At 41.7% G+C, this 21,892-nt stretch carries 14 protein-coding genes; 2 read left to right on the top strand and 12 right to left on the bottom strand.

Annotated elements, in window-relative coordinates; genetic code table 11:
- Nucleotides 1–165: 165 nt before the first annotated feature.
- A complete protein-coding gene (locus H5164_RS15965) occupies nt 166–2,139 on the bottom strand; it encodes a DNA topoisomerase III (protein ID WP_182757070.1) in 1,974 nt (657 codons plus the stop codon).
- Between the two features lie 177 nt (nt 2,140–2,316).
- Here H5164_RS15965 and H5164_RS15960 point away from each other — a divergent pair, with 177 nt between their 5' ends.
- On the top strand, nt 2,317–3,081 hold the full coding sequence (locus H5164_RS15960; RefSeq protein ID WP_182757069.1) for a tRNA (adenine(22)-N(1))-methyltransferase TrmK: 765 nt from the start codon (nt 2,317–2,319) through the stop codon (nt 3,079–3,081).
- A 569-nt stretch (nt 3,082–3,650) separates the two neighbouring features.
- Here the strand turns inward: H5164_RS15960 and purF are convergent.
- The 9 genes from purF to fabB form a co-directional block, all read right to left on the bottom strand.
- The gene (gene purF / locus H5164_RS15955) at nt 3,651–5,165 is read right to left on the bottom strand and encodes an amidophosphoribosyltransferase (RefSeq protein WP_182698498.1); all 1,515 of its coding nucleotides are present in this window, start codon (nt 5,163–5,165) and stop codon (nt 3,651–3,653) included.
- A 33-nt stretch (nt 5,166–5,198) separates the two neighbouring features.
- Nucleotides 5,199–5,687 (bottom strand): CvpA family protein, encoded by a 489-nt coding sequence (locus H5164_RS15950; RefSeq protein WP_124016157.1) that lies wholly within the window; start codon nt 5,685–5,687, stop codon nt 5,199–5,201.
- Between the two features lie 152 nt (nt 5,688–5,839).
- Nucleotides 5,840–6,454, bottom strand: coding sequence for an SPOR domain-containing protein (locus tag H5164_RS15945; RefSeq protein WP_124016158.1), 615 nt, complete (start codon nt 6,452–6,454; stop codon nt 5,840–5,842).
- A gap of 71 nt (nt 6,455–6,525) precedes the next feature.
- The gene (gene folC, locus H5164_RS15940; protein WP_182757068.1) at nt 6,526–7,803 is read right to left on the bottom strand and encodes a bifunctional tetrahydrofolate synthase/dihydrofolate synthase; all 1,278 of its coding nucleotides are present in this window, start codon (nt 7,801–7,803) and stop codon (nt 6,526–6,528) included.
- A gap of 89 nt (nt 7,804–7,892) precedes the next feature.
- Nucleotides 7,893–8,678 (bottom strand): tRNA pseudouridine(38-40) synthase TruA, encoded by a 786-nt coding sequence (gene truA / locus H5164_RS15935; protein ID WP_182757067.1) that lies wholly within the window; start codon nt 8,676–8,678, stop codon nt 7,893–7,895.
- Between the two features lie 128 nt (nt 8,679–8,806).
- The gene (locus H5164_RS15930) at nt 8,807–12,514 is read right to left on the bottom strand and encodes a FimV/HubP family polar landmark protein (RefSeq protein WP_182757066.1); all 3,708 of its coding nucleotides are present in this window, start codon (nt 12,512–12,514) and stop codon (nt 8,807–8,809) included.
- Nucleotides 12,515–12,804: 290 nt separating this feature from the next.
- Nucleotides 12,805–13,821 carry an aspartate-semialdehyde dehydrogenase gene (locus H5164_RS15925; RefSeq protein WP_182757065.1) on the bottom strand — a complete coding sequence of 339 codons (1,017 nt, stop codon included), beginning with the start codon at nt 13,819–13,821 and terminating at the stop codon, nt 12,805–12,807.
- 180 nt (nt 13,822–14,001) lie between these two features.
- Nucleotides 14,002–15,138 carry a 4-phosphoerythronate dehydrogenase gene (locus H5164_RS15920; protein ID WP_182757064.1) on the bottom strand — a complete coding sequence of 379 codons (1,137 nt, stop codon included), beginning with the start codon at nt 15,136–15,138 and terminating at the stop codon, nt 14,002–14,004.
- A 388-nt stretch (nt 15,139–15,526) separates the two neighbouring features.
- Nucleotides 15,527–16,741: a beta-ketoacyl-ACP synthase I gene (gene fabB, locus H5164_RS15915; protein WP_165870081.1), complete on the bottom strand. Its 1,215-nt coding sequence runs from the start codon at nt 16,739–16,741 to the stop codon at nt 15,527–15,529.
- Nucleotides 16,742–16,873: 132 nt separating this feature from the next.
- On the opposite strand from fabB, the gene mnmC reads away from it, so the two are divergent.
- Nucleotides 16,874–18,964 (top strand): FAD-dependent 5-carboxymethylaminomethyl-2-thiouridine(34) oxidoreductase MnmC, encoded by a 2,091-nt coding sequence (gene mnmC / locus H5164_RS15910; protein WP_259396842.1) that lies wholly within the window; start codon nt 16,874–16,876, stop codon nt 18,962–18,964.
- 171 nt (nt 18,965–19,135) lie between these two features.
- Here mnmC and H5164_RS15905 read toward each other — a convergent pair whose 3' ends face one another.
- Both H5164_RS15905 and galU read right to left on the bottom strand, forming a co-directional pair.
- Nucleotides 19,136–20,155, bottom strand: a complete 1,020-nt coding sequence (locus tag H5164_RS15905; protein ID WP_182757063.1) for an acyltransferase family protein — start codon at nt 20,153–20,155, stop codon at nt 19,136–19,138.
- 521 nt (nt 20,156–20,676) lie between these two features.
- Nucleotides 20,677–21,567 (bottom strand): UTP--glucose-1-phosphate uridylyltransferase GalU, encoded by an 891-nt coding sequence (gene galU, locus H5164_RS15900; protein WP_124016165.1) that lies wholly within the window; start codon nt 21,565–21,567, stop codon nt 20,677–20,679.
- Nucleotides 21,568–21,892: the final 325 nt, after the last annotated feature.

The following is a 21,892-nucleotide window of genomic DNA, read 5'->3' as shown; positions in this document are numbered from 1 at the left end:
TTGCCTACTCAAGCTTGCCCCTATACTTTTGAGAAGATGTTGATAGGTTACTGGCAATAATCTTTCTTTGACACCTGACTGTTTTAAACCATGTCGTCACCAACCTAGCCTGGGTAAGTTTGCCTGTATCATCCCTCTTAACGATTTTCATCGCTTGCCACCCTGTTAATTTTTCGCTTTAGTTTTCTTTTTATATGGCTTTTTAAAGCTGCGCTTTGGTGCACTGCTGGCAACACCTTGTAATGCAGAAGGTAACTGACTCGATGCTTGGGTAATTAGGTTATCTAATTGGCTGAGTAATGGCTGCATAAACGCATCATACTTAAGCCTTTTTTGACTGATGGCATCGAGGCTATTTTCCCATAATGCGGTCATGTCTGGTGTGGTTGCAGATTCAGGTAAACTGCGGATCAAACCAACACCCACAGGTGTGGCCAGTATTGATTTACCTTGGCGAACTAAATAACCGCGCTTAAACAGTAATTCAATAATCCCAGCACGAGTCGCTTCAGTGCCTAAGCCATCAGTTTCTTTAAGAATTTTCTTAATATCGCTGTTTGTCACATAACGGCTAATGCCAGTCATGGCGCCTAATAATGTCGCGTCGGTAAAATGCTTCGGCGCTTGAGTCATTTTCTCTAGTAATTCACCACGCTCACATTGGAGTATTTGCCCTTTAACCAGCGGCGGTAATGATTGTACCGTGTCGTCGTTATCGTCATCGCTGCTAGTTGAACTAGAACTAGAATTAGAACTGGCTTGATTTACTGTGGTCGCCCGCTTATACAGTTGTTTCCAGCCTAAGCTTTTGTCTTGACGCGCTTTAGTGGTAAACAAACCTCCAGCAATAGTCACTTCCACAGCAGTTTCAGCATACATATAAGCTGGATAAAACTGGGCTAAATATTGCCTCGCAACGTGTTGGTATAACTTGGCTTCGTTACTGGATAACGATGACAAATTAGCAACTTTCTCTGTGGGTATAATGGCATGGTGAGCATCGACTTTACTGTCATCCCAAGCTTTGGACTTAAGCTTGGCATTTGGTGCCTCACAACCATCAACTAATGCAGCAGCACCTTTGAGTACCGCGTCCAATACTTTTGGTGCCAAAGCATGTTGCTCTTTAGGTAAATAGCGACTATCTGAACGCGGATAGGTAATTAATTTATGGCGCTCATACAAACTTTGGCAAGTATCAAGTACCTCTTTTGCCGAGAGGCCAAAACGTTTAGCCGCGTCTATTTGCAATGCTGATAAGCTATAGGGTAATGGTGGATTTTGGCGCTTATCTTTGGCTTCAATTTTAGTCACTTGCGCTGGTTGACCATTAATACGAGCAACAACATTTTCAGCTAAGCCTTTGGCTAACACTCTGCCATCTTCATCCATGTAGGGTTGGCAGGCTTCACTCGGTTGCCATTTGGCGGTAAAGGTTTGTTGCTGATCGGTAACCAGATGGGCCAGCACTTCATAAAAAGACTTTGGCTTGAAATCGGCAATCTCATCATCACGGCGCACCACTAAGCCAAGCAAAGGCGTTTGCACTCGGCCAACAGACAACACGCCTTGGTAACCCACTTTGCGCCCTTGAATGGTATAAGCACGAGTCATGTTCATGCCATATAGCCAATCAGCGCGGCTGCGGGCTAATGCAGAAGTCGATAAAGGAATAAACTCACGATTACTGCGTAACTGCCCTAACGCACGTTTGACTGCTTGTGGATTTAAATCACTAATTAATAGTCGCTGAACTTGATTGAGCTTGTCACCCTTGACGCCTAAATAAACAATCACTTCATCCACCAGCAACTGCCCTTCACGGTCTGGATCGCCAGCATTAATGATTGCTGAGGCTTGCTTAACCAGTTTACGCAACACAGTAAGTTGACTGCGAGTTTTGGTTTTAGGCATGAGCTTCCACGTTTGTGGCACTATGGGCAAATGTTCGAGCTTCCATGATTTAAATGCATCATCGTAAGCATCAGGTTCGGCTTGCTCCAATAAATGGCCAATACACCATGACACGCAATCACCATTAGCGGCAGTGATAAAGCCATCACCTTTTTTATGTGGTTTTGGCAGAACATCGGCAATAGCACGACCGAGACTGGGTTTTTCAGCAATATATAGAATCATAATCCATTATTAGGGTGCTAAAGTTCAATTAGATAAAACTCAATGGCACCGCTTAACTGTATAAATTTACAGTATAGATTAGCGCTAAATACGCCAAGCTGCAAATACGAAATAATTCACCACTTATATCGTCAAAATATTACAATACGCAGCTTAAATCCCAAACACGATGAACAGATGAAACTCGGCCAGCGTTTAGCACAAATCAACAGTATGATCCCCATGGGTTATAGCCATATTTGGGATTGTTGTTGCGACCATGGATTTCTTGGTGCGGCATTACTCGATAGGCATGCTGCAACCACGATCCATTTTGTCGATATTGTGCCGGCATTAATGCAGCAGTTAACCGCTAAGCTTGAACTTTTTTATCCACTGCAAACTGCCAATCAATGGCAAGTACATTGTGTCGATGTGTCAGCGATACCTCTGGAGCCAGACGAGCAAACTCCATTAGTGATCATTGCTGGTATTGGCGGAGATTTGATGATCGAGTTAGTGAATACACTTTGCCAATTGCACCCTAACCGTCAAATTGATTTTATCTTGTGTCCGGTCCATCATCAGTACGAACTTCGCCACCAACTCATTGAACTTGATTGCCGTTTAATTGATGAAAAACTGATTGAAGAAAATCGCCGCTTTTATGAAATTATCTATGTGAGGCGTGACAGTCCATCATCGCGAATAGCATGTGATAGTGAAAGTGATAGTTCTACCACTAAGATTAGCGCTGTGGGCGATAAACTTTGGCAATGTAACAATGACCACGAGCGCAATGTTGCTATACGATATTTACACAAAGTGCTGACTCACTATCAAAAAATAACCCTGTCGAATCCGCAAAAAGCATCACAGGCGTTGCAAGATTATCTAGCAATTAAAGCACAAGTCGAGCGTAAAGAACGGACGTCGACCTCCGAGTGTACGGCGCTATTTTAGACGCTGGATCCCGGCTCAAAAGCATTACCGGGATGACGGTAAAAGGGATCATATCTGGTTGACGATAAAAGTAATCGCTATCTGATTGAAGGAGTAGCAGACATATTCGTTTGACGATGAAAGTAATCGATATCTGATTGAAGGTGTAGCAGACATATTCGTTTGATGATGAAAGCAATCGATATCTGATTGATGCTGTAATAATCATATCTGGTTGCGGTGATAGCAATCGCTATCTGATTGAAGGCGTAGACAATATTGCTGGATGGTCATATTTGAAAGCGAGCCCTTAAATCCGATGCGTTTATATTCTCAGGTTATCACTTGTCATCGATCTTTATCGCTCTTACAGCCTCTAGCCGCGAAGCGACCTAGCATCTAGGCATTTGCTCAGCGCTCGCTTGCTATCGTTCTTTATCGCTTTTATAGCCTCTAGCCGCAAAGCGACCTAGTATCGAGATATCTATCTTGTTATCGCCTGTTATCAAGTAATACCGAGTGTTTAAAGCGGACATAAAAAAACCAGCATTTTCATGCTGGTTTTTTATGGCTATGAAAACCTGGCTAGCTTATGGATGACACTCGTTGTGCATTTCTAAGTTAGTTCCAATGTCTTTTGAGCGGTTAGCTTTGGCATCATCATTACGTAATTGTGTTAAATGGTCCAAGTAAGCTTGGTCAACGTCATTAGTAATGTAATGACCATCAAACACTGATGTTTCAAAACGCTTAATCTCTGGATTTTCCATTCTTACGGCTTCAATTAAGTCGCTTAAGTCTTGGAAAATAATACCATCGGCACCAATGATTTTAGCAATTTCGTCAGCATCACGACCATGAGCAATAAGCTCATTTGAGGTCGGCATATCGATACCATAGACATTCGGGAAACGGATTTCAGGAGCTGCTGATGCAAAGTACACTTTCTTTGCTCCAGCTTCACGCGCCATTTCAATGATCTGCTCAGACGTAGTACCACGTACTATTGAGTCATCAACTAATAGTACGTTTTTGCCTTTAAATTCAGTGTTAATCGCATTCAATTTACGACGAACTGATTTTTTACGTTCTTGCTGACCAGGCATGATAAACGTACGACCAATATAACGGTTTTTAACAAAACCTTGGCGATACGGTAGATCCATGCAACGGGCAATTTCTAAGGCGATATCACACGAGGTTTCAGGAATAGGAATCACCACATCAATGTCATGATCTTCCCATTCTTTCTTAATTTTTTCGCCCAACTTGGCGCCCATGTTTACACGACTAGCATAAACAGACACTTTATCAATGCTCGAATCAGGACGTGCAAAATACACGAATTCAAAAATACACGGAGCATAGCTAGGATCTGCAGCACATTGACGGGTAAATAATTGTCCATCAAGTGAAATATAAATTGCTTCGCCAGGTGCCACGTCACGCATCACTTCAAAGCCAACTGCGTCTAAAGCAACACTCTCTGAAGCAACCATATATTCAGTGCCGGTAGGCGTTTCATGCTTACCAAGTACCAATGGACGGATACCAAATGGGTCACGAAATGCAACTAAACCTTGACCGATGATCATGGCCACTACAGCGTAAGCACCGCGGGTTTGCGCATGCACTTTGGCAACAGCATCAAACACTTCATCAGCACTTAAGGTTAAACTGCGCGTTTCTTGTAACTCATCGGCTAACAGGTTCAACAAGACCTCGGAGTCAGAAGTAGTATTAACATGACGACGCTTTGTCACTAGGCTTTCAGCCAGTTCAATCGTATTAGTCAAGTTACCGTTATGTGCTAACGAAATACCAAATGGCGAGTTAACATAAAACGGTTGAGCTTCTGATGCACTCGAGCTACCAGCAGTAGGATAACGAACATGTCCAATACCGGCATTGCCTTGTAAACGCTGCATATGTTTAGGCTCAAACACATCTTTGACTAAGCCGTTTGCTTTACGTAAACGAAACGCATTCATGTCAACAGTCACAATACCTGCTGCGTCTTGACCACGATGTTGAAGCACAGTTAGCGCATCATAAATGGTCTGATTAACTGTTGATTTTCCTACTATTCCGACGATACCACACATGGGTAAGGTTCCTCACTGTAAAGTGTTTTATGTTTATATTTGGGGTACAAAGCTTGACGTGTTTTCCAGATAGTTAAAAAACCACTGAATAACCACACCAAATTCAGGTACAAGTACAGAATCGTGCCACCATTTAGAATCTGGAAATGCTGTAAACGCATCCATGAAAAACAGTAAAGCACTAACGATCAACGCGCCACGAATGGCACCAAAACACAGGCCTAACACTCGGTCTGTGCCTGATAAGCCTGTTTTGGCCACTAACTGGCCGAGTAAATAATTAACGAGTGCCCCTAAGATCAGGGTAATGATAAAAAGAATAGCAATCGCCACACCGTTTCTGACTAACTCGTCCTGCATTTGGGTTAAATGAGCAGCAAGATCGAGGTAAAACTGGCTAGCGATAAAGAATGCAGCAAACCAAACCACAAGAGACATGGCTTCTTTGGCAAATCCGCGGATCAAACTGATTACAGTTGATAACCCGATGACGATAATAATTGCGTAATCAATCCAAACCATGAAGATGGGGATCCGGTATAGGGTTCAAGACGGCGGGATTCTAACAGAGACAGAGATGTTTCTCACCTCTGATTGTACAAATTATTCTTGCGTGATTAAGAACAATCAAATTGTAAATATTAATCACCCAAGCAAAATACCGTCTGAATAGGTTATTGTTCTTGTGGATTATAGGCAACGATTTTGCCTTTTAATCCGGTTAATTTGAATATAGGTTGCTGACGAGCTTTAAGTTTATCTTCTGATACTTCAGGGCCAACGAACACTCGGGTGAGTTTCCCCTCGACAGGTGTTTTAGGCAGTGTGTAAGCCGTAAATCCGGCTTTACGCAGTTGAATAATCAACGCTTTTACATTAGTAATATTATTAAAACCGCCTAACTGCAGCGTAAAGCCTGCGGTGATCGGTGCAGAGGTTTTATTCGCTACCTGGACTTGAGGTTTTTTGACCGTTTTAACCACAGCAGGCTTTTCAACTACTTGAGCCACTTCTTTAGCCGGTTCTTTGGTTGCTTCCTCTTCACCTAATGCCACAATATCGTTGCTAAGGTCTTGTGGTTCTGCAATCGTTAATACTTGGAACTCTTCTACTTTTTCAGCAGAATTAGGGCGATTTGGAGCTGTTAATCTAGCTGGTCGTAAAGGAATTTCAGTGAACTCCTCAACAACCTGAGCTTTTTTACCGTCTAATAAATCAGGTAAAAAAATCACCCCCAAGGCCACGAGTACTATGGTTCCTACCAAACGATTTTGAAATTGACGATTCAAAGCTAATTCCCTTCTTTAACCAAATGACGTTTATGATGATTTCTAAAAACGACGTCTTAAACAAATAGTGTTTATAACAATTTAAACCCTGCGACAGTATAAAAAGAGCCAAATACAATGACTACATCATCGGCTTTCACTGTCGTTTGGATCGCGTGCCATGCACTGCTGATATCAACAAACTCACTGGCACGGTCACGGCATGTATCATTAGGCAATGCTTGACGTAGAGCTTGCGCTGATGCGCCACGTGGAATATCTAAACTGACGAAGTTCCAGTGACTAATTTGCTCGGCTAATGTCGCTAATACTGACGTAATATCTTTATCTTTAAGCATGCCACACAAGGCTACAATACGACGACCTTGATACGCCTGCAATTGCTGGGCTAAATATCTGGCCGCATGGGGATTATGTGCCACATCTAAGAGTACTAATGGTTGCTCACTGACTTGCTCTAATCGTCCAGCGAGTTGAGCTTGCTGCAAACCTTGGTTAATCTGCTGCTGACTAATGTGCGGCCAAATATGGCTTAGCAAGGCTACAACACTCGCCGCATTGGCCAGAGGTAGCTTTGGTACACTCAGCCCTGAATATGTTTGCTGCATTGATGTAAAGTGCCATTGGTCTGAATGACTCTGGTCTTTATGGTAATCAAACTCATGACCAACACGATAAAGTGTAGTCCCAATTTGATGCGCATATTCAGTGACGCTCATCGGCAAATCGGGTTCACCAACAATGGCCAGGCAATCGGGGCGAAACACACCGGCTTTTTCTCTGCCAACCAGTTCACGGGTATCACCTAAATATTCTTGATGATCAAGATCAATAGAGGTAAGGATCGTGGCGGTGGAATCAATTATATTGGTGGCATCTAACCTGCCCCCTAAGCCCACTTCCAGAATAATCACATCGACTTTAGCAGCTTTAAATAAATATAAACCAGCTAAGGTAGCATATTCAAAAAAGGTTAATGAAATATCACCACGAGCGGCCTCAATGGCACAAAAGGCTTCAATAAGAGAGGCATCACTGGCGTCTTGCTGATTAATCTGTACTCGTTCATTGTAGTGCAGTAAATGCGGTGAGCTGTAAACACCCACCGACAAATCAGCTTGGCGTAAAATCGACGCGAGCATGGCGCAGGTGGTGCCTTTACCATTGGTACCGGCTACAGTAATCACTTTAGCAGGAGCCAAATCAATCACCTCAAGACGCCTAGCAACAGCGCTCACTCGAGTTAATCCCATATCAATTTCACTAGGATGAATAGCCAGTAAATAATCCAGCCATTGATTTAAGCTTGATTGTTGATTAGGAACAGTAATTTCAGACGCGATTGACATAATTCAATACCATTTAACGTATGCAAACCTTAGCAGGTGTTGCAGTAATATACTCTGGGTTTAACAACTCAAAAATGACCAACATAACTTTAGTCGAGCATAAACAATGGCCCAAGAGGCAATTTAGGCAGTTGATATTGCTCAGGGTAAGTCACATCGACTAAATACAATCCATTAGGTTTAGCCGTCGCAGCAGCTTGCTTGCGATTTTTCAGAGCCAACAGTTCAGAGATCCACTCGATAGGTTGATTGCCTAAACCGATTTGCAATAATGAACCCACAATATTACGCACCATGTGATGTAAAAATGCATTAGCTTGAATATCGACCATGATGTACATGCCTTGGCGAGTCACATTGACTTGATGCACATTACGAAATGGGGTTTTAGATTGACAATGCAGCGCTCTAAAACTGGTAAAATCGTGTTCACCAACAAAAAGTTGCGCAGCTTGATGCATCAATTTTTCATCAATATCGCCGTGATAATGACTCACTCCGGCACTGAGAATACCAGGCCGTAGCTTATGATTATAAATAACATAACGATAGCGTCTGGCCAATGCACTGTATCTGGCATGAAAACTGTCATCAACTTCTTTTGCCCATCTCACCGCTACGCTGTTGGGTAAATTAGCATTAACGCCTTGTGTCCACGCCGTCATTGGACGTTGCACATTGGTGTCAAAATGCACCACTTGCCCAGTACCATGTACTCCGGTGTCAGTTCGTCCAGCACACGATACGGTTATAGGCTCGTTAGCCACATAACTTAACGCTTTCTCAATCTGGGCTTGCACTGAATCGACATCGAGTTGGCGCTGCCACCCACAAAACCCACTACCATCATACTCAACACCTAACGCGACCCGCATGCCTATATCCTCTACTCAATAATGGCGCGCAGTTTATCACAAAAAAACGGCGCATGTATCTGCGCCGTTTGCTTTTATATGGTCAACATAAGCCTGTATTTTAAGCCTATGAGACCTCATTTAGTGGGTTAACTGAAACTGTTAATTAAATTCTTAGCTTCTAATTGTTGACGTTCATTACCGTCGATTTGCACTTCTTTTAATAATGCTCGGGCACTGTCTTGATCTTCAATTTCAATGTATGCCCTGGCTAAATCAAGTTTGGCATTAACAGAGTTTTCTTCATCATCAACATCAACCATATCTGGATTGCCGATTAACGAGTTTACAGAGCCCATATCAACACTAACGTCTTTATATTGATCTGTTTTATCGTCATCTTCATCCGCATCGTTCAACAATTTATCAATATCAATGTAGCCGTTTTCACGTTCAAAACGCATTAAGTCATCATCACTGGCTTTATATGCTGAAGATTTGCTACGTTCTTTTTCGTCAAGTGCCGCTAATGCTTCATCAACCGTTAAGTTGTTATCGCTAAGGATATAATCGTCTTCAGAGCTATAGTCATCATCATTGTCATCATCTTTTAATGACTGTGAAAATGCTGCCAATAAATCATCATCACTTACCTGTGGCTCATCGACGTCTCTTTCATCAGCCGCTGACTCAACCGCATTAAGTAAATCACTTTCCCAATCTAATAACTCAGGTTTAGGTTTGCTCGATTTAAGATCATTAAAGAAACCAGAATCTTTATTGGCCTTATTTTGCGCGACCGATGGCGGCGTATCGTCATCGTCCATTTGAGCCAACAATGCCTCAAGACCATCATCATCTGTCTCTGCAGCTATTTTAGTAGCAGGCTCTGGCTCAACCTCGGTATCACTATCAACATCGCTGTCAGTCGCGCTACTTGATGCTAATGCCGCCTCAAGTTCAGCCTCCAACCAGCTGTTATCTTCCTCTTCGCTGTCGACTGCAGTATCAACTTTGGGTTCTGCTGCCGCAGGAGCTTGGTTGTCTTCAATATCATCGTCTGTTGAAGCTAAGTCGGTTTCAGTTTCAGTTTCAGTTTCAGTTTCAGTAAGATATTGGTCAAACTCGTCAAATAATTCATTATCTTCAAGAGCCTCTTCGACAGATGTCGAACTATCAGCATCAGTGGCAGAAGGTGAATCGTCGGTTGCTTTCTCTTCAAAGCTGGCCAATAGAGCATTAATATCATCATCGATAGATTCATCATCGGCGACTAGTTCTTCAGCAGCGGTATCATCCTCTAACTCAGCGGCAATTTGTGCTTGTAGCGCAGCGTTGTCCTTATCAGTAGTATCAGACTCAATAACCGGGTCATTAAGGCTAGCTAACAATGCATCGATGTCATCATCACTGGTTTCATTATCGTCATTAGCATCAGTGATATCTTCATCAGTTAATTCTGCAGCAATTTGCGCCGCTAAATCATCATCTTCTTCGGCAAATGTAGAATCAATAACCGGTTCATTTAAGCTCGCCAATAATGAATCAATATCTTCATCGCTGCTCTGTTCATCCTGGTCATCTGCATCGTCTTGTAACTCAGCAGCAATTAACGCGGCAATGTCATCATCATTGTCAACCGAATCACTGGTAAGTGGTGCCAATTCGTCTGCTTCAGCACGGTTATCGCCGCTATCTTGCGAACCATCTTGATCACTCTCATCTTTGGTGGCAGATAAGCCAGCAAGCAGCTCGTCAGCATTATCTTCAGTATTGGTGTCATCAGTGGATAAAGTGTCATCAGCAGGTGAATAATCATCTGCAGATATAGTCTCATCCGATTCAGCATGCGCAGCATCAGACTCAGCCGGCATATCAAATTCAGCTAACAATGAATCGATATCATCTTCGGCTGTGGCCGCTTCCTGTTTACTCTCTGCAGGCACATCGTCAGACTCAGCTGGCAGATCAAATTCAGCTAACAATGATTCGATATCATCTTCGGCTGTGGCCGCTTCGGGTTTACTCTCTGCAGGCGCAGCATCAGACTCAGCTTGCAGATCAAATTCAGCTAACAATGAATCGATATCATCTTCGGCTGTGGCCGCTTCGGGTTTACTCTGTGCAGGCGCAGCATCAGATTCAGCTGGCAGATCAAATTCAGCCAATAACGAATCGATATCATCTTCGGCTGTGACCGCTTCGGGTTTACTTACTGCAGGTGCAGCATCAGACTCAGCTGGCAGATCAAATTCGGCCAATAACGAATCAATATCATCTTCGGCGCTATCCGCCATAATGGGTGTATCAGCTTCATCAGACTCAGCCGGCATATCAAATTCAGCCAATAACGAATCAATATCATCTTCGGCAGTTGATTGCTGAGGTTTTACAGCAGCAGCTGCAGCAACCGACTCTGCTGGCATATCAAATTCAGCTAATAACGAATCAATATCATCTTCGGCAGCTGCATCTAAAGCATCAGTATCATTATTTACAATGTCGTCAGCATCTAGCTCAGCTAATAAGCTGTTTATATCATCCTCTGACGCGGTAGAATCTAGGGATTGATCAGGATCATCATCTAACCCAGCAAGCAGACTGTCGAGATCATCGTCATCTTCAAGCGGTGGCAGATCAGAATCTTGATCATCCATGGCTTCAGCCCATAAATCGTCTAAAGAAGTGCCCTCATCTTCAGGCACTTTTTCATCAATGAACATATCTGAAGCCATGTCCATCTCAGCATCACCGCTCATTTGGACTTCAGGCTGTAAATCAACGCTATCTAAATCCAATAAATCATCAATCGACTCTTCATCATCGGTATCTAAATGAACCACTATATCGTCAGAGTCGTCAGCGGCTTGTGTTGGATCAAGCGCTTTCTCGGCTTGAGTTTCTGTATTTGTTTCAGACTGCTGAGACTTCTTGCTCCGGCGACTGAGTAACCAAAATATAAGCCCAAATATCGCCAAAAGCGGCACCGATGCAGCCAAGATCAGCAACATAGTGTTGTCCATTAAACTGCGCCAAAAGTCAGTCGGCTCCTCAATAACGGGGGGAGCATTCTCGCCTTGATCTACGAGTTTTTTATTTTCTAAACTTAGGGCATCAAATTTTTCGCGTAATAGCTGTAAATCTTCTTCAAGCGACGAAATGTTTAATGACATTTGTTCAATTTTGTTTTTCAACGCTTGATTGTCATTGTTACTGACCATTAACTCATCTTGTGAGCGCGCTAGCTCATCGGTAAGCATTAATGTTTTTGCATTCGCTTTATCTAGCGAGCTGTTTAGCTCACTCACTTCAACAACATTCGCTTGATTAATCGCTTTGGTTTGAACCTCAACAGCAGGGGGTTGTGGGGCTATTTGCAGTGGTTTTGTTGCTGTAGGTTTTTTGGCAATATCCACTTTAGGAGATTGCACCGGTTTGCTGGCGGGACGGGGCTGAGTTTGTCTACTCATGCGGCTGTCATCTTGCTCTGCGCGGCGTTTAGCGACATCATTGGGAATAGCGGCTATCTCATCGGCAGAAGGAATCAGTAATATCATTCCTCGCTCTAATGTATTGTAATTATTACCGCTAAATGCGTGCGGATTAGCATCAAATAACGCCGCCATCACTTGATAAACACTAACCTTGTCACTGGGTCTGACTTTTTGCGCAATACTCCAAAAGGTATCTCTTGACGTCGTCGGACCATATTGGCGTTTGGCTGGTTGTTTAACCTCGCCATTGGGACCAGTAATTTTGAGCGTTTCAGCTTGTGCCGACTCAATAATTTGTACACTGGTTAAGCCAACGGCTGTGCAGGCGATCAAACCTACAATATATGAAGTACGCAAAGTCATCCCATCCTTCCCATTTAGCGCTATTGAGTTACCGACTTGGCAACAGGCTTTAGGCAATTTTTATCGTTAGTATTATGGTCGTTAACTATATCTGATCACATCCATGATGAGCCAATTTCGCAGGCAATTTCAATGTTATTGATGTTAAAAATGATATGTTTACGACTATAAACTAGATTTACCACACCTGCTACTATTGGGATCAGTAAAACGAAAAAAGCCTGCGCATTGCAGGCTTTTTAAACTAAATCGCGTAACTGATTAAGTCATTACTGATCATAAAAACGTGACTAGTAATAATCTCTAATCAAAATCTCGGCGATTTGCACACTGTTTAATGCTGCACCCTTACGAATATTATCGGCAGTAACCCATAAATTTATACCGTGAGAATGAGAAATATCTTTACGAACACGACCAACGTAAACAGGATCGCTACCAGCGGCTTCAGTGACAGCTGTTGGATATTCGCTATCATCGTCAAATAATTCTACGCCAGGTGCGTTACGTAATACGGCTTTAACATCTTCGGCATCAACAGGTTGACGAGTTTCAATGTGGATAGCTTCTGAGTGACCATAAAAAACAGGCACGCGCACAGCCGTTGGATTAACGACAATTTCATCGTCACCAAAAATTTTCTGCGTTTCCCACACCATTTTCATTTCTTCTTTGGTGTAGCCATTTTCCATGAACACATCGATTTGCGGCAATACGTTAAACGCAATTTGCTTTGGATAAACCGACGGCTCTGAAGGCAAACCTTGCAGTAATTTAGCTGATTGACCCGCTAACTCATCAATCGCCTTTTTACCGGTACCCGATACAGACTGATAGGTCGCCACGTTAATACGTGAAATGCCAAACGCATCATAAATAGGCTTAAGCGCCACTAACATTTGGATGGTTGAACAATTAGGATTGGCGATAATATTGCGATTTCGAAAATCAGCAATCGCTTCTGGATTAACTTCAGGCACGACCAATGGCACATCAACGTCATATCTAAAATGTGAAGTATTATCGATGACGACACAACCTGCTTCACCTGCAATAGGCGCCCATTTAGCCGAAACATCGCCACCAGCAGAAAAGAAACCAATTTGTGCTTGGGTCCAATCAAACGTTTCTACGTCAAGAATTTCAACTTGTTTACCGTGAAAACTGACCGTTTCGCCAGCACTGCGACTGCTCGCTAATGGAAACAACTTAGCAACCGGAAAATTACGCTGCTCGAGGATCTCAATCATAGTTTGACCCACTGCGCCCGATGCACCTAAAACGACTACATTAAATTCTTGAGACATAATTAACGCCCGACTCCATATTTTCCAGTTTGAACAATCAATCTACCTTAGTTTAGTTGTGCTTTACTAGGGTTAATGTACTAAAAAAGCCGACTTTGAAGTGATTTTTTCTCAACTGGCTAAAATTACTGTTTTTTAGCCTTAATCTGTGCGCTTGTCGGCAATATTCACATTAGCTTATCAATTAAAACCTAAAGCATTCAACATCGATGGGTTTATCGAACCAGCAGATAAATAGTCTACAGATTGCGTTAACGAGATAGCACTATATTCACGACGATAAGTGTGATTTTTACGCATTAGATCAAAACCTGTCGCGGTTGAAAAACACCCCCTAAAGTTAAAATCATCATCACGTAAATCATAGACCAAACGCGACAATTTCAGCAATTGGCCTTCAGTTAAATCACCTTGGCTGACAATTTGGTTAAATTGGAACGCCGGTAATAAACTCTCCAATGATTTCTTTACTGGAAAATCAAGTAACTCACACCACTTTTGATACAACATAAACGTACCGCGAGCTTTGCCTTCAAGGCTATAACCAGCAATATGCGGTGTTGCAAACTCTGCTAAAGCAACTAATTCGGCCATTGGGTTAGGTTCACCTTCCCACACATCAAGCACCAGTTTGACATCATCGCGTTGCTGTTTAAATTTGATCAACGCTCGGTTATCAATTACCTCACCTCGACAGCAATTTAGTAACCAAGTATTGGGTTTTAACTTATTCAGTCGAGCCTCATCAAACAAGTACCAGGTTTTGTGCTCACCTTCTTTGGTGATAGGTACATGCAAACTGATAATATCGGCCTGCTCAATAATCGTATCAAGTGACACAAACTCACGGGTATCACCTTGCAAGGCTTTAATGGGGTCACACAACAACACTTTTAGCCCATAAGCTTGCATACACTTCGCGGCTGCAGTGCCGGTATTACCTGCCCCGACAATCCCCACCACTTTACCGGCTAAAGACTCACCAAAACGCTGAGCTAATTCCAACATGGCAATAAAAGCATACTCACCGACTGCTGTGGCGTTACAACCAGGGGCGTTAGTGAAGTAAATATTGCGCGTCGAAAGATACTCAAGATCAACATGATCGGTACCAATGGTCGCACTGCCGACAAATTTAAGTTTATGTGCATTGTTAATTAATGCAGCATTCACTTTCGTCACCGAACGCACCAGTAACACATCAGCATCTTCGACTTGTTTAGGAGTCAATGTTCGGCCGTTTACATATTCTATCTTGCCTAAGTAGCCAAATAAGGCATCAACATAAGGCATGTTTTCATCGGCAATTATTTTCATTTGGGTATCTTATTCACTGCGAGTTTAACGACAAGGTATCGCGTTTTTTTATGGCCAGTATCTTATACCAAATTCACCCAGCTCGTCATTGGAAATAGCGCTGAATATTATCGCTGACTAAACCTAGATACTAGAGCGGACTTCGTCCTGCTAGTTCGCTTCGCGGCTATAAAAGCTAAGCAGTTACAATCAGAAATAACCGACAAATATCTACGATATACGCTTAAATCGCTTTCGCTTTTATAGCATTTAGCCATCCCTATAAGCGCAGCGTTCGCTTGTAATCGCCAGTTATCGTTTTTTCTCTAGGCAAAAGGCAACAAAAAAGCCAGCAAGGTTACCCAAGCTGGCTTTAACATCATTCGCGGCTTAAACCACTAACAACGCATTATGCTTTATATTTACGCATCACTAATGTTGCGTTAGTGCCACCAAAACCAAAGCTGTTGCTCATAATGGTGTTCAACTCAGTGTTACGCATTTCACGAACCACTGGCATGCCAATCGCTTTTTCATCAAGGTTATCGATGTTGATGCTTGGCGCAATGAAACTGTCTTCCATCATGATCATGCTGTAAATCGCTTCATGAACACCCGCAGCACCTAAAGCGTGACCCGTCAAAGATTTGGTTGACGCGATAGCTGGCATTTTTTCACCAAATACTTCGCGTAACGCTTCAAGTTCACGCATGTCACCTACTGGAGTAGAAGTACCATGAGTGTTGATATAATCAACCGGCGTATCGACATCGGCTAATGCCATCTGCATACAACGCACCGCACCTTCGCCAGACGGAGCAACCATGTCGTAGCCATCAGATGTTGCGCCATAGCCAATAATTTCAGCATAAATCTTCGCACCACGTGCTAATGCATGCTCTAATTCTTCAACAACAACAATCCCGCCGCCGCCAGAAATAACAAAACCATCACGGTCAGCATCATAAGTACGAGACGCTTTTTCAGGGGTATCATTGTATTTAGTTGATAATGCACCCATAGCGTCAAAGCCCATGGTTAATGTCCAATCAACTTCTTCAGCACCACCAGCAAACACCATATCTTGCTTACCCATCTGGATAAGTTCAACAGCATGGCCAATACAATGGGCCGAAGTGGCACAAGCTGAACTGATTGAATAGCTCATACCTTTAATTTTAAACGGTGTCGCCAAGCAAGCACTTGCGGTACTAGACATAATACGAGGTACTATATAAGGTCCTACACGCTTAACGCCTTTTTCACGCAGCGTATCAGCAGCCTGAACTTGGTTTTTTGACGATGCGCCACCCGTACCAGCAATCAGACCGACACGGAAATTAGAATACTGTTCTTCTGTTAAATTAGCATCAGCAATCGCTTCCTGCATAGCTATGTAAGCATATGCAGCAGCATCGCCCATAAAGCGAAACGCTTTACGATCGATATGATCAGCTGGGTTCATTTTAATGTCGCCCCAAACTTTGCTGCGTAATTGCATTTCTTCAAACTGTGCCGAGTGAGTAATACCGCTACGACCCGCTTTCAATGACTCTGTCACTTCTTGCTTGTTATTGCCGATACTTGAAACAACACCCATTCCGGTGATCACGACTCTTTTCATTTTTATACTATCCATTTGGTACATGTCGGTACTTAATTGTGGCAATCATAGCTGCTTTAACGCAATTAAGTGGTCAGCTTTCCATAAACGCAGGTAAAATAATGCCAACTTATCGGCTCTGAGTAAAATATTTTGAATAAAACTACTTTGTTATCTACATCTAACAACTTACACACATTACTAATCTGTGAATTGTTAGGCGACAACGTCAATCAAAACAGTCGATATTCACAACAAGTTAACCACTATATCAGTACTGTATTGCAAACCAGTGACTATGATGCAAAATCTAACCGCAATCAGCGTGAATTATTAACGCTAGGTCAATTTGGTTTTGGTAATGGTCATGAAATCATACTGCTATTAGCAGCCTTACAACAGGTAAACCTGCAAAACGACTTAAAACAGGTCCATAAACGAGTTCATATTAGTGTATTTGAACCCATCGCCATAAACCGCAAGCAACTTGAACATCAATGGCAACAACAAGGGCTACTAAATACACATCATCCATTATGCCCTTTTGCTCAAGCTTTGCTCGACTGTGAAATAGCTGCAATCGAAGGTTGCCAACGCCTAAGTCTCCTGCAAAGCCAAGTGACGATTGACCTTTATCAAGGTTGGCCACTGGAGCAAGTTAAGACTATCGCCACGCCGAATAAACAAAGGATAACACATTGGTTTGCCTTACCCCATACGAGCCTAGAGACTCATTCGGATCATTATTTTAATCAGCAACTACTTTGGCAATGTGGACGCATTAGTACTGATAATGCAAGATTTTTTGCCAGTACAAGTCATGACGATGTTGCGCTATCCATTAATGAGCAATTATCACGTTGCGGTTTTTTAACTGCCACATCATCGCAAGAAAATGATGACATAGCTATCGCAGAACGTCAGGCACTGAGACAACAAACCCGCCAGCAATTTGCTTATAACCCCATGCCTCCTTTACCTTCTCGCGACGGCAGTCCTATCGCTATTATAGGTGGCGGCATTGCTTCTGCAAGTCTTGCCCTATCTTTAGCTGAACGTGGTAAAGTAGTGGTCATTTATTGTAAAGACGACACATTAGGACAAGGCGCCTCGGGCAACAAACAAGGCGCTATTTATCCTTTATTAACGCCAGAAAATGGCCCACTAAGTCAGTTTTTTCAACAAGCCTTTCTATACAGCCGACGAAGAATTCAGGCTTTAGCGGATAATGGATTTAATATTAGTCATGACTGGTGTGGTGTTTTGCACACAGGCTTTGATCAGCGTAGCCAAACAAGATTAGATAAAATCATTGATGGTCAAGCATGGCCAACTGAAATTGCTTTTAAGGTAAACCCGAGCCAAGCGACACAACTGGCCAAAGTGGATATCGATAAGTCGGGCTTTTATTATCCATTAGGTGGCTGGGCCTGCCCGTTTGAATTCGCACAAGCTAGCATTATCAAAGCACAATCATTAGCCAAGGTTCGCGTTATCTATAATAGTGACATTAGCTCACTGGAATCACATCCATCTGGCTGGCAACTGCTTAGTGGCGAAAATAACACCCTTATAGCAAGGCACGACCAGGTCGTCATTGCATCAGGTGCTGAACTGACTCGCTACAAGCAAACAAAACAGCTACAAATCACCGGTTTTAGAGGCCAAGTGAGCCATGTTCCTCCACAAGGTGAATTGGCACAACTCAATACTGTTATCTGCGCTAATGGTTATCTTACGCCACAACACAATCAACTTCATTGCGTGGGAGCAAGCTATGTCAAAGACCCTAAGCACTTAGATTTTTGCCCATTAGAACAACATGAAAACAGTCTAAAAATGCAACAAAGCTTTCCCAATTCAAACTGGCCTAATGATATTGATGTTTCAAACAACGATGCCAGAGTTGGCGTAAGGATGGTCAGTCGCGATCATTTCCCAGTAATGGGCTGCGTACCTGATGTTGACGCGTTATTTACCCGATATGCTGTGCAGCAGCAATCGAAAGACAAGCCCAGCCTATGGCAACGTTACTGGCAAACAACACCAGCACCAATTTATGACGGGTTATATGTATTAGGAGGACTCGGCTCACGCGGCCTAAGCTCAGGCCCACTCGTAGCCGAATGCTTAGCAGCAAACCTCTGCGGCGAGCTATCACCACTAAGCCTAGAGCTACAAGCTTTGCTTAGCCCCAACAGAATGTGGCTGCGTAAATTGCTTAAAGGAAAGGCTTTGATGTAAGAAATATATATGAAAGTGCTTGAGCCCAGATCATTTTCCCAAACGCTAGTTCACAAAATAGAGATTAGATTATCTATTTTTGTGAACTACAGAAATGAATATTCAATCATAATTAATTAAATAATATATCAGATAATAACTATGATAAAACTAATACACCTGAATGTTAATTCAACTAATTTTAGTTTTATTCGAATCAGTTAAAAAACCACTGATCGGTGCTGAAAAAATATACTTTAAATTTGCCTTTCTAAAAACCCACAATGCTATTAAGGGAAAGAATAACCCAGCAACAAGTCCCAAAATTAAATGAATAACTACAGACTCAATACCAAAGATATTACCTAAAATAACTCTAACTCCACTCCCTGCAAGTATATGCATCAAGTATATAGCCATTGAAGCTCCACCTAAATATGATAAAAACTTCACTTTAGTCTTTGATAAAAATAATGAGAGTAATACAATAAAAAACACTGAGACAAATGCTAGCAACAGTGAAAAAATAGAATAATCTAAATAACTCAGTGAGTAATAAAAATGATATATATACTGTGATATAAAAAACAAAATAGAAACTATTAAAAGAAGAAGTTTTGATTCCATATAACCTTTGTTAAAATAAAAGTTATATATAACACCGAACAAAAAGAAAATACAATAAACTAATAAAAGGGTGTTATCATTTGAAACATTAAGAAGTATGTAATAAAAAGTAATCAAAAACAAAAAAGAAATAATTGTTCTAATTTTCGTCTGCGCATTAAGAATCACACTAAAAAAAACAAAACAAAAAAATAGATCATACAAAAACCAAAACTGTGCTCTAGGAGCCCAAAGTAAAGATAAGACATCGGAAAAAGTAACATTTCCATTGGTATAATTTGATAATATAGCTTCTATACTGCCTTGAAATATCGACCAGACAACATAAGGATAAAATAACGTATCTATTTTACTAAATATTAACTGCTTAGGACCTTTATTGCTGAGCGTCTGATAGAAAAACAGGCCTGACAAAAAGAAAAATAATGGCATATGAAAGCTGTATACAATGCTATCAGATAGTTCGTAAAAACGACCATAAAACTCAAACCCAGCACTATATAGCCCTCTCATTACATGTCCATATACAACAAGAATTATGCCAATTCCTTTTGCATAATCAACCCAACGAGCTCTATCTTCCATATTATCCCTTAAAAATATAAATATAAATATAAAAACAATTTTCAACAATAAAAAATTTATAACCTGAAAATATTGAACGTAAAATTTAATAGGTATTCCATTAACAAAGAAGATCTCAACTTTAGTAAAGTGCTATAATATTTAGACAGTTACATAAAAGTTAGATAATCTTTGCAAAAGTAATAATAACATTGTAAAAGAGACTAACTGCTGAACAAAGTTAAGCTATACTAGGTGTCCATCGTTTTAGACCGAAGTATTTCGATCTCAAATATAGTTAATGCCTTCATTTGCGTCATTATTCCAGTAAAGCTTTTAAAACAAGAATCGGCTTTGTCTTTTTCATGACGAAACGTAAAAGCAGGATCCCCGATAGAAGCGTTCGAGGATGACGGCAATAAGCAGTATCCCCAATAAAAGATCTTGGGGATGACGAACTAGAAGAATTGTGGGACTCGTATTAAAAGTGCTGGAGATAGCGGCGTTAGCACTCAATAATACCGGCGAAGCAAAAACAGTAACTATCTATACTCTTCCAATAAACCAGCAAGTTCTTTCTTAAAGTCGCCGCCTAATTTAGGGTCGCGTAAGCCGTATTCAACAAACGCTTTCATGTAACCCAACTTGTCACCACAATCGTGTGACTTACCGGTCATATTGAAAGCTTCAACCGTGTCAGATTCAATCAGCATATCAATAGCATCAGTTAATTGAATTTCATCACCGGCACCCGGTAAGGTTTTAGCCAGAAGATCCCAAATCTTTTCTGACAACACATAACGACCAACAACTGCTAGGTTAGAAGGTGCTTTTCCAATCTCTGGCTTTTCGACCATATTAAATATTTTAGTCGAGTCTCCTGGATTAATCGTTTCACCGTGACAATCGGCAATACCATACTTATTAACTTGGTCATCCGGAACTGGCGCAACCATAATTTGACTGGCATGAGATTCGCGATAACGAATTAACATTGACGCTAAGTTTTCGGTACGTTGATCAGCAGAATACGAATCTAAAATTACGTCAGGTAACACAACCGCAAAAGGATTATCACCAATACAAGGCTTAGCACATAAAATAGCATGCCCTAGCCCTTTAGCTTCGCCTTGGCGAACATGCATGATGGTGACGTTTTTAGGGCAAATAGCCTGTACTTCATGTAATAACTGACGCTTAACACGTTTCTCTAAGGTAGATTCAAGTTCGTAAGATTTATCAAAGTGGTTTTCAATGGCGTTTTTACTGGCATGAGTCACCAATACAATTTCTTTAATCCCTGCACTAACGCACTCATCGACAATATATTGAATGAGTGGCTTATCCACCAAAGGGAGCATTTCTTTCGGAATAGCTTTAGTCGCAGGCAACATACGAGTACCTAAACCAGCAACGGGAATAACAACTTTCATAAATATCCTTATTTAGCGTGAGCTAATAGCAAAAATAAAAAGGTAAAAAAGTAAAAAAGTAAAAAAGAATAAGTGACAATAAACACCCACTATCGTGTCGTTCCAGTATTGCTTCCTACTTCGTCGTTCCGGCAATGCTTTTGAGCCGGAATCCAGGTGTTGGCTTCAAATATTCAAGACAAAAAGTCAAAAGAAACACCTGGATCCCTGATAACAGCTCTCAGGGATGACGAGCGGGTTGAACATTCAAATAACAACAACGATTTCGTCCAGTAACACCCACTATCGTGTCGTTCCAGTATTGCTTCCTACTTCGTCGTTCCGG

Origin of the sequence: Shewanella sp. SG41-3 (assembly GCF_014164545.1) — a bacterium.
Classification (GTDB): Bacteria; Pseudomonadota; Gammaproteobacteria; order Enterobacterales; family Shewanellaceae; genus Shewanella; species Shewanella vesiculosa.
Note: the sequence above shows the minus strand (reverse complement) of the source record. Positions and strands in the feature narration are given on the sequence as shown.

Excerpts from the sequence above, each read along its gene's own strand:
- H5164_RS15920 (WP_182757064.1), bottom strand. The coding sequence starts at position 15,138 with ATGAAAATAATTGCCGATGAAAACATGCCTTATGTTGATGCCTTATTT.
- H5164_RS15930 (WP_182757066.1), bottom strand. The coding sequence starts at position 12,514 with ATGACTTTGCGTACTTCATATATTGTAGGTTTGATCGCCTGCACAGCC.
- folC (WP_182757068.1), bottom strand. The coding sequence starts at position 7,803 with ATGTCAATCGCGTCTGAAATTACTGTTCCTAATCAACAATCAAGCTTA.
- H5164_RS15950 (WP_124016157.1), bottom strand. The coding sequence starts at position 5,687 with ATGGTTTGGATTGATTACGCAATTATTATCGTCATCGGGTTATCAACT.
- H5164_RS15960 (WP_182757069.1), top strand. The coding sequence starts at position 2,317 with ATGAAACTCGGCCAGCGTTTAGCACAAATCAACAGTATGATCCCCATG.
- truA (WP_182757067.1), bottom strand. The coding sequence starts at position 8,678 with ATGCGGGTCGCGTTAGGTGTTGAGTATGATGGTAGTGGGTTTTGTGGG.
- purF (WP_182698498.1), bottom strand. The coding sequence starts at position 5,165 with ATGTGTGGTATCGTCGGAATAGTAGGAAAATCAACAGTTAATCAGACC.
- galU (WP_124016165.1), bottom strand. The coding sequence starts at position 21,567 with ATGAAAGTTGTTATTCCCGTTGCTGGTTTAGGTACTCGTATGTTGCCT.
- H5164_RS15965 (WP_182757070.1), bottom strand. The coding sequence starts at position 2,139 with ATGATTCTATATATTGCTGAAAAACCCAGTCTCGGTCGTGCTATTGCC.
- H5164_RS15905 (WP_182757063.1), bottom strand. The coding sequence starts at position 20,155 with ATGGAAGATAGAGCTCGTTGGGTTGATTATGCAAAAGGAATTGGCATA.
- H5164_RS15925 (WP_182757065.1), bottom strand. The coding sequence starts at position 13,821 with ATGTCTCAAGAATTTAATGTAGTCGTTTTAGGTGCATCGGGCGCAGTG.
- fabB (WP_165870081.1), bottom strand. The coding sequence starts at position 16,741 with ATGAAAAGAGTCGTGATCACCGGAATGGGTGTTGTTTCAAGTATCGGC.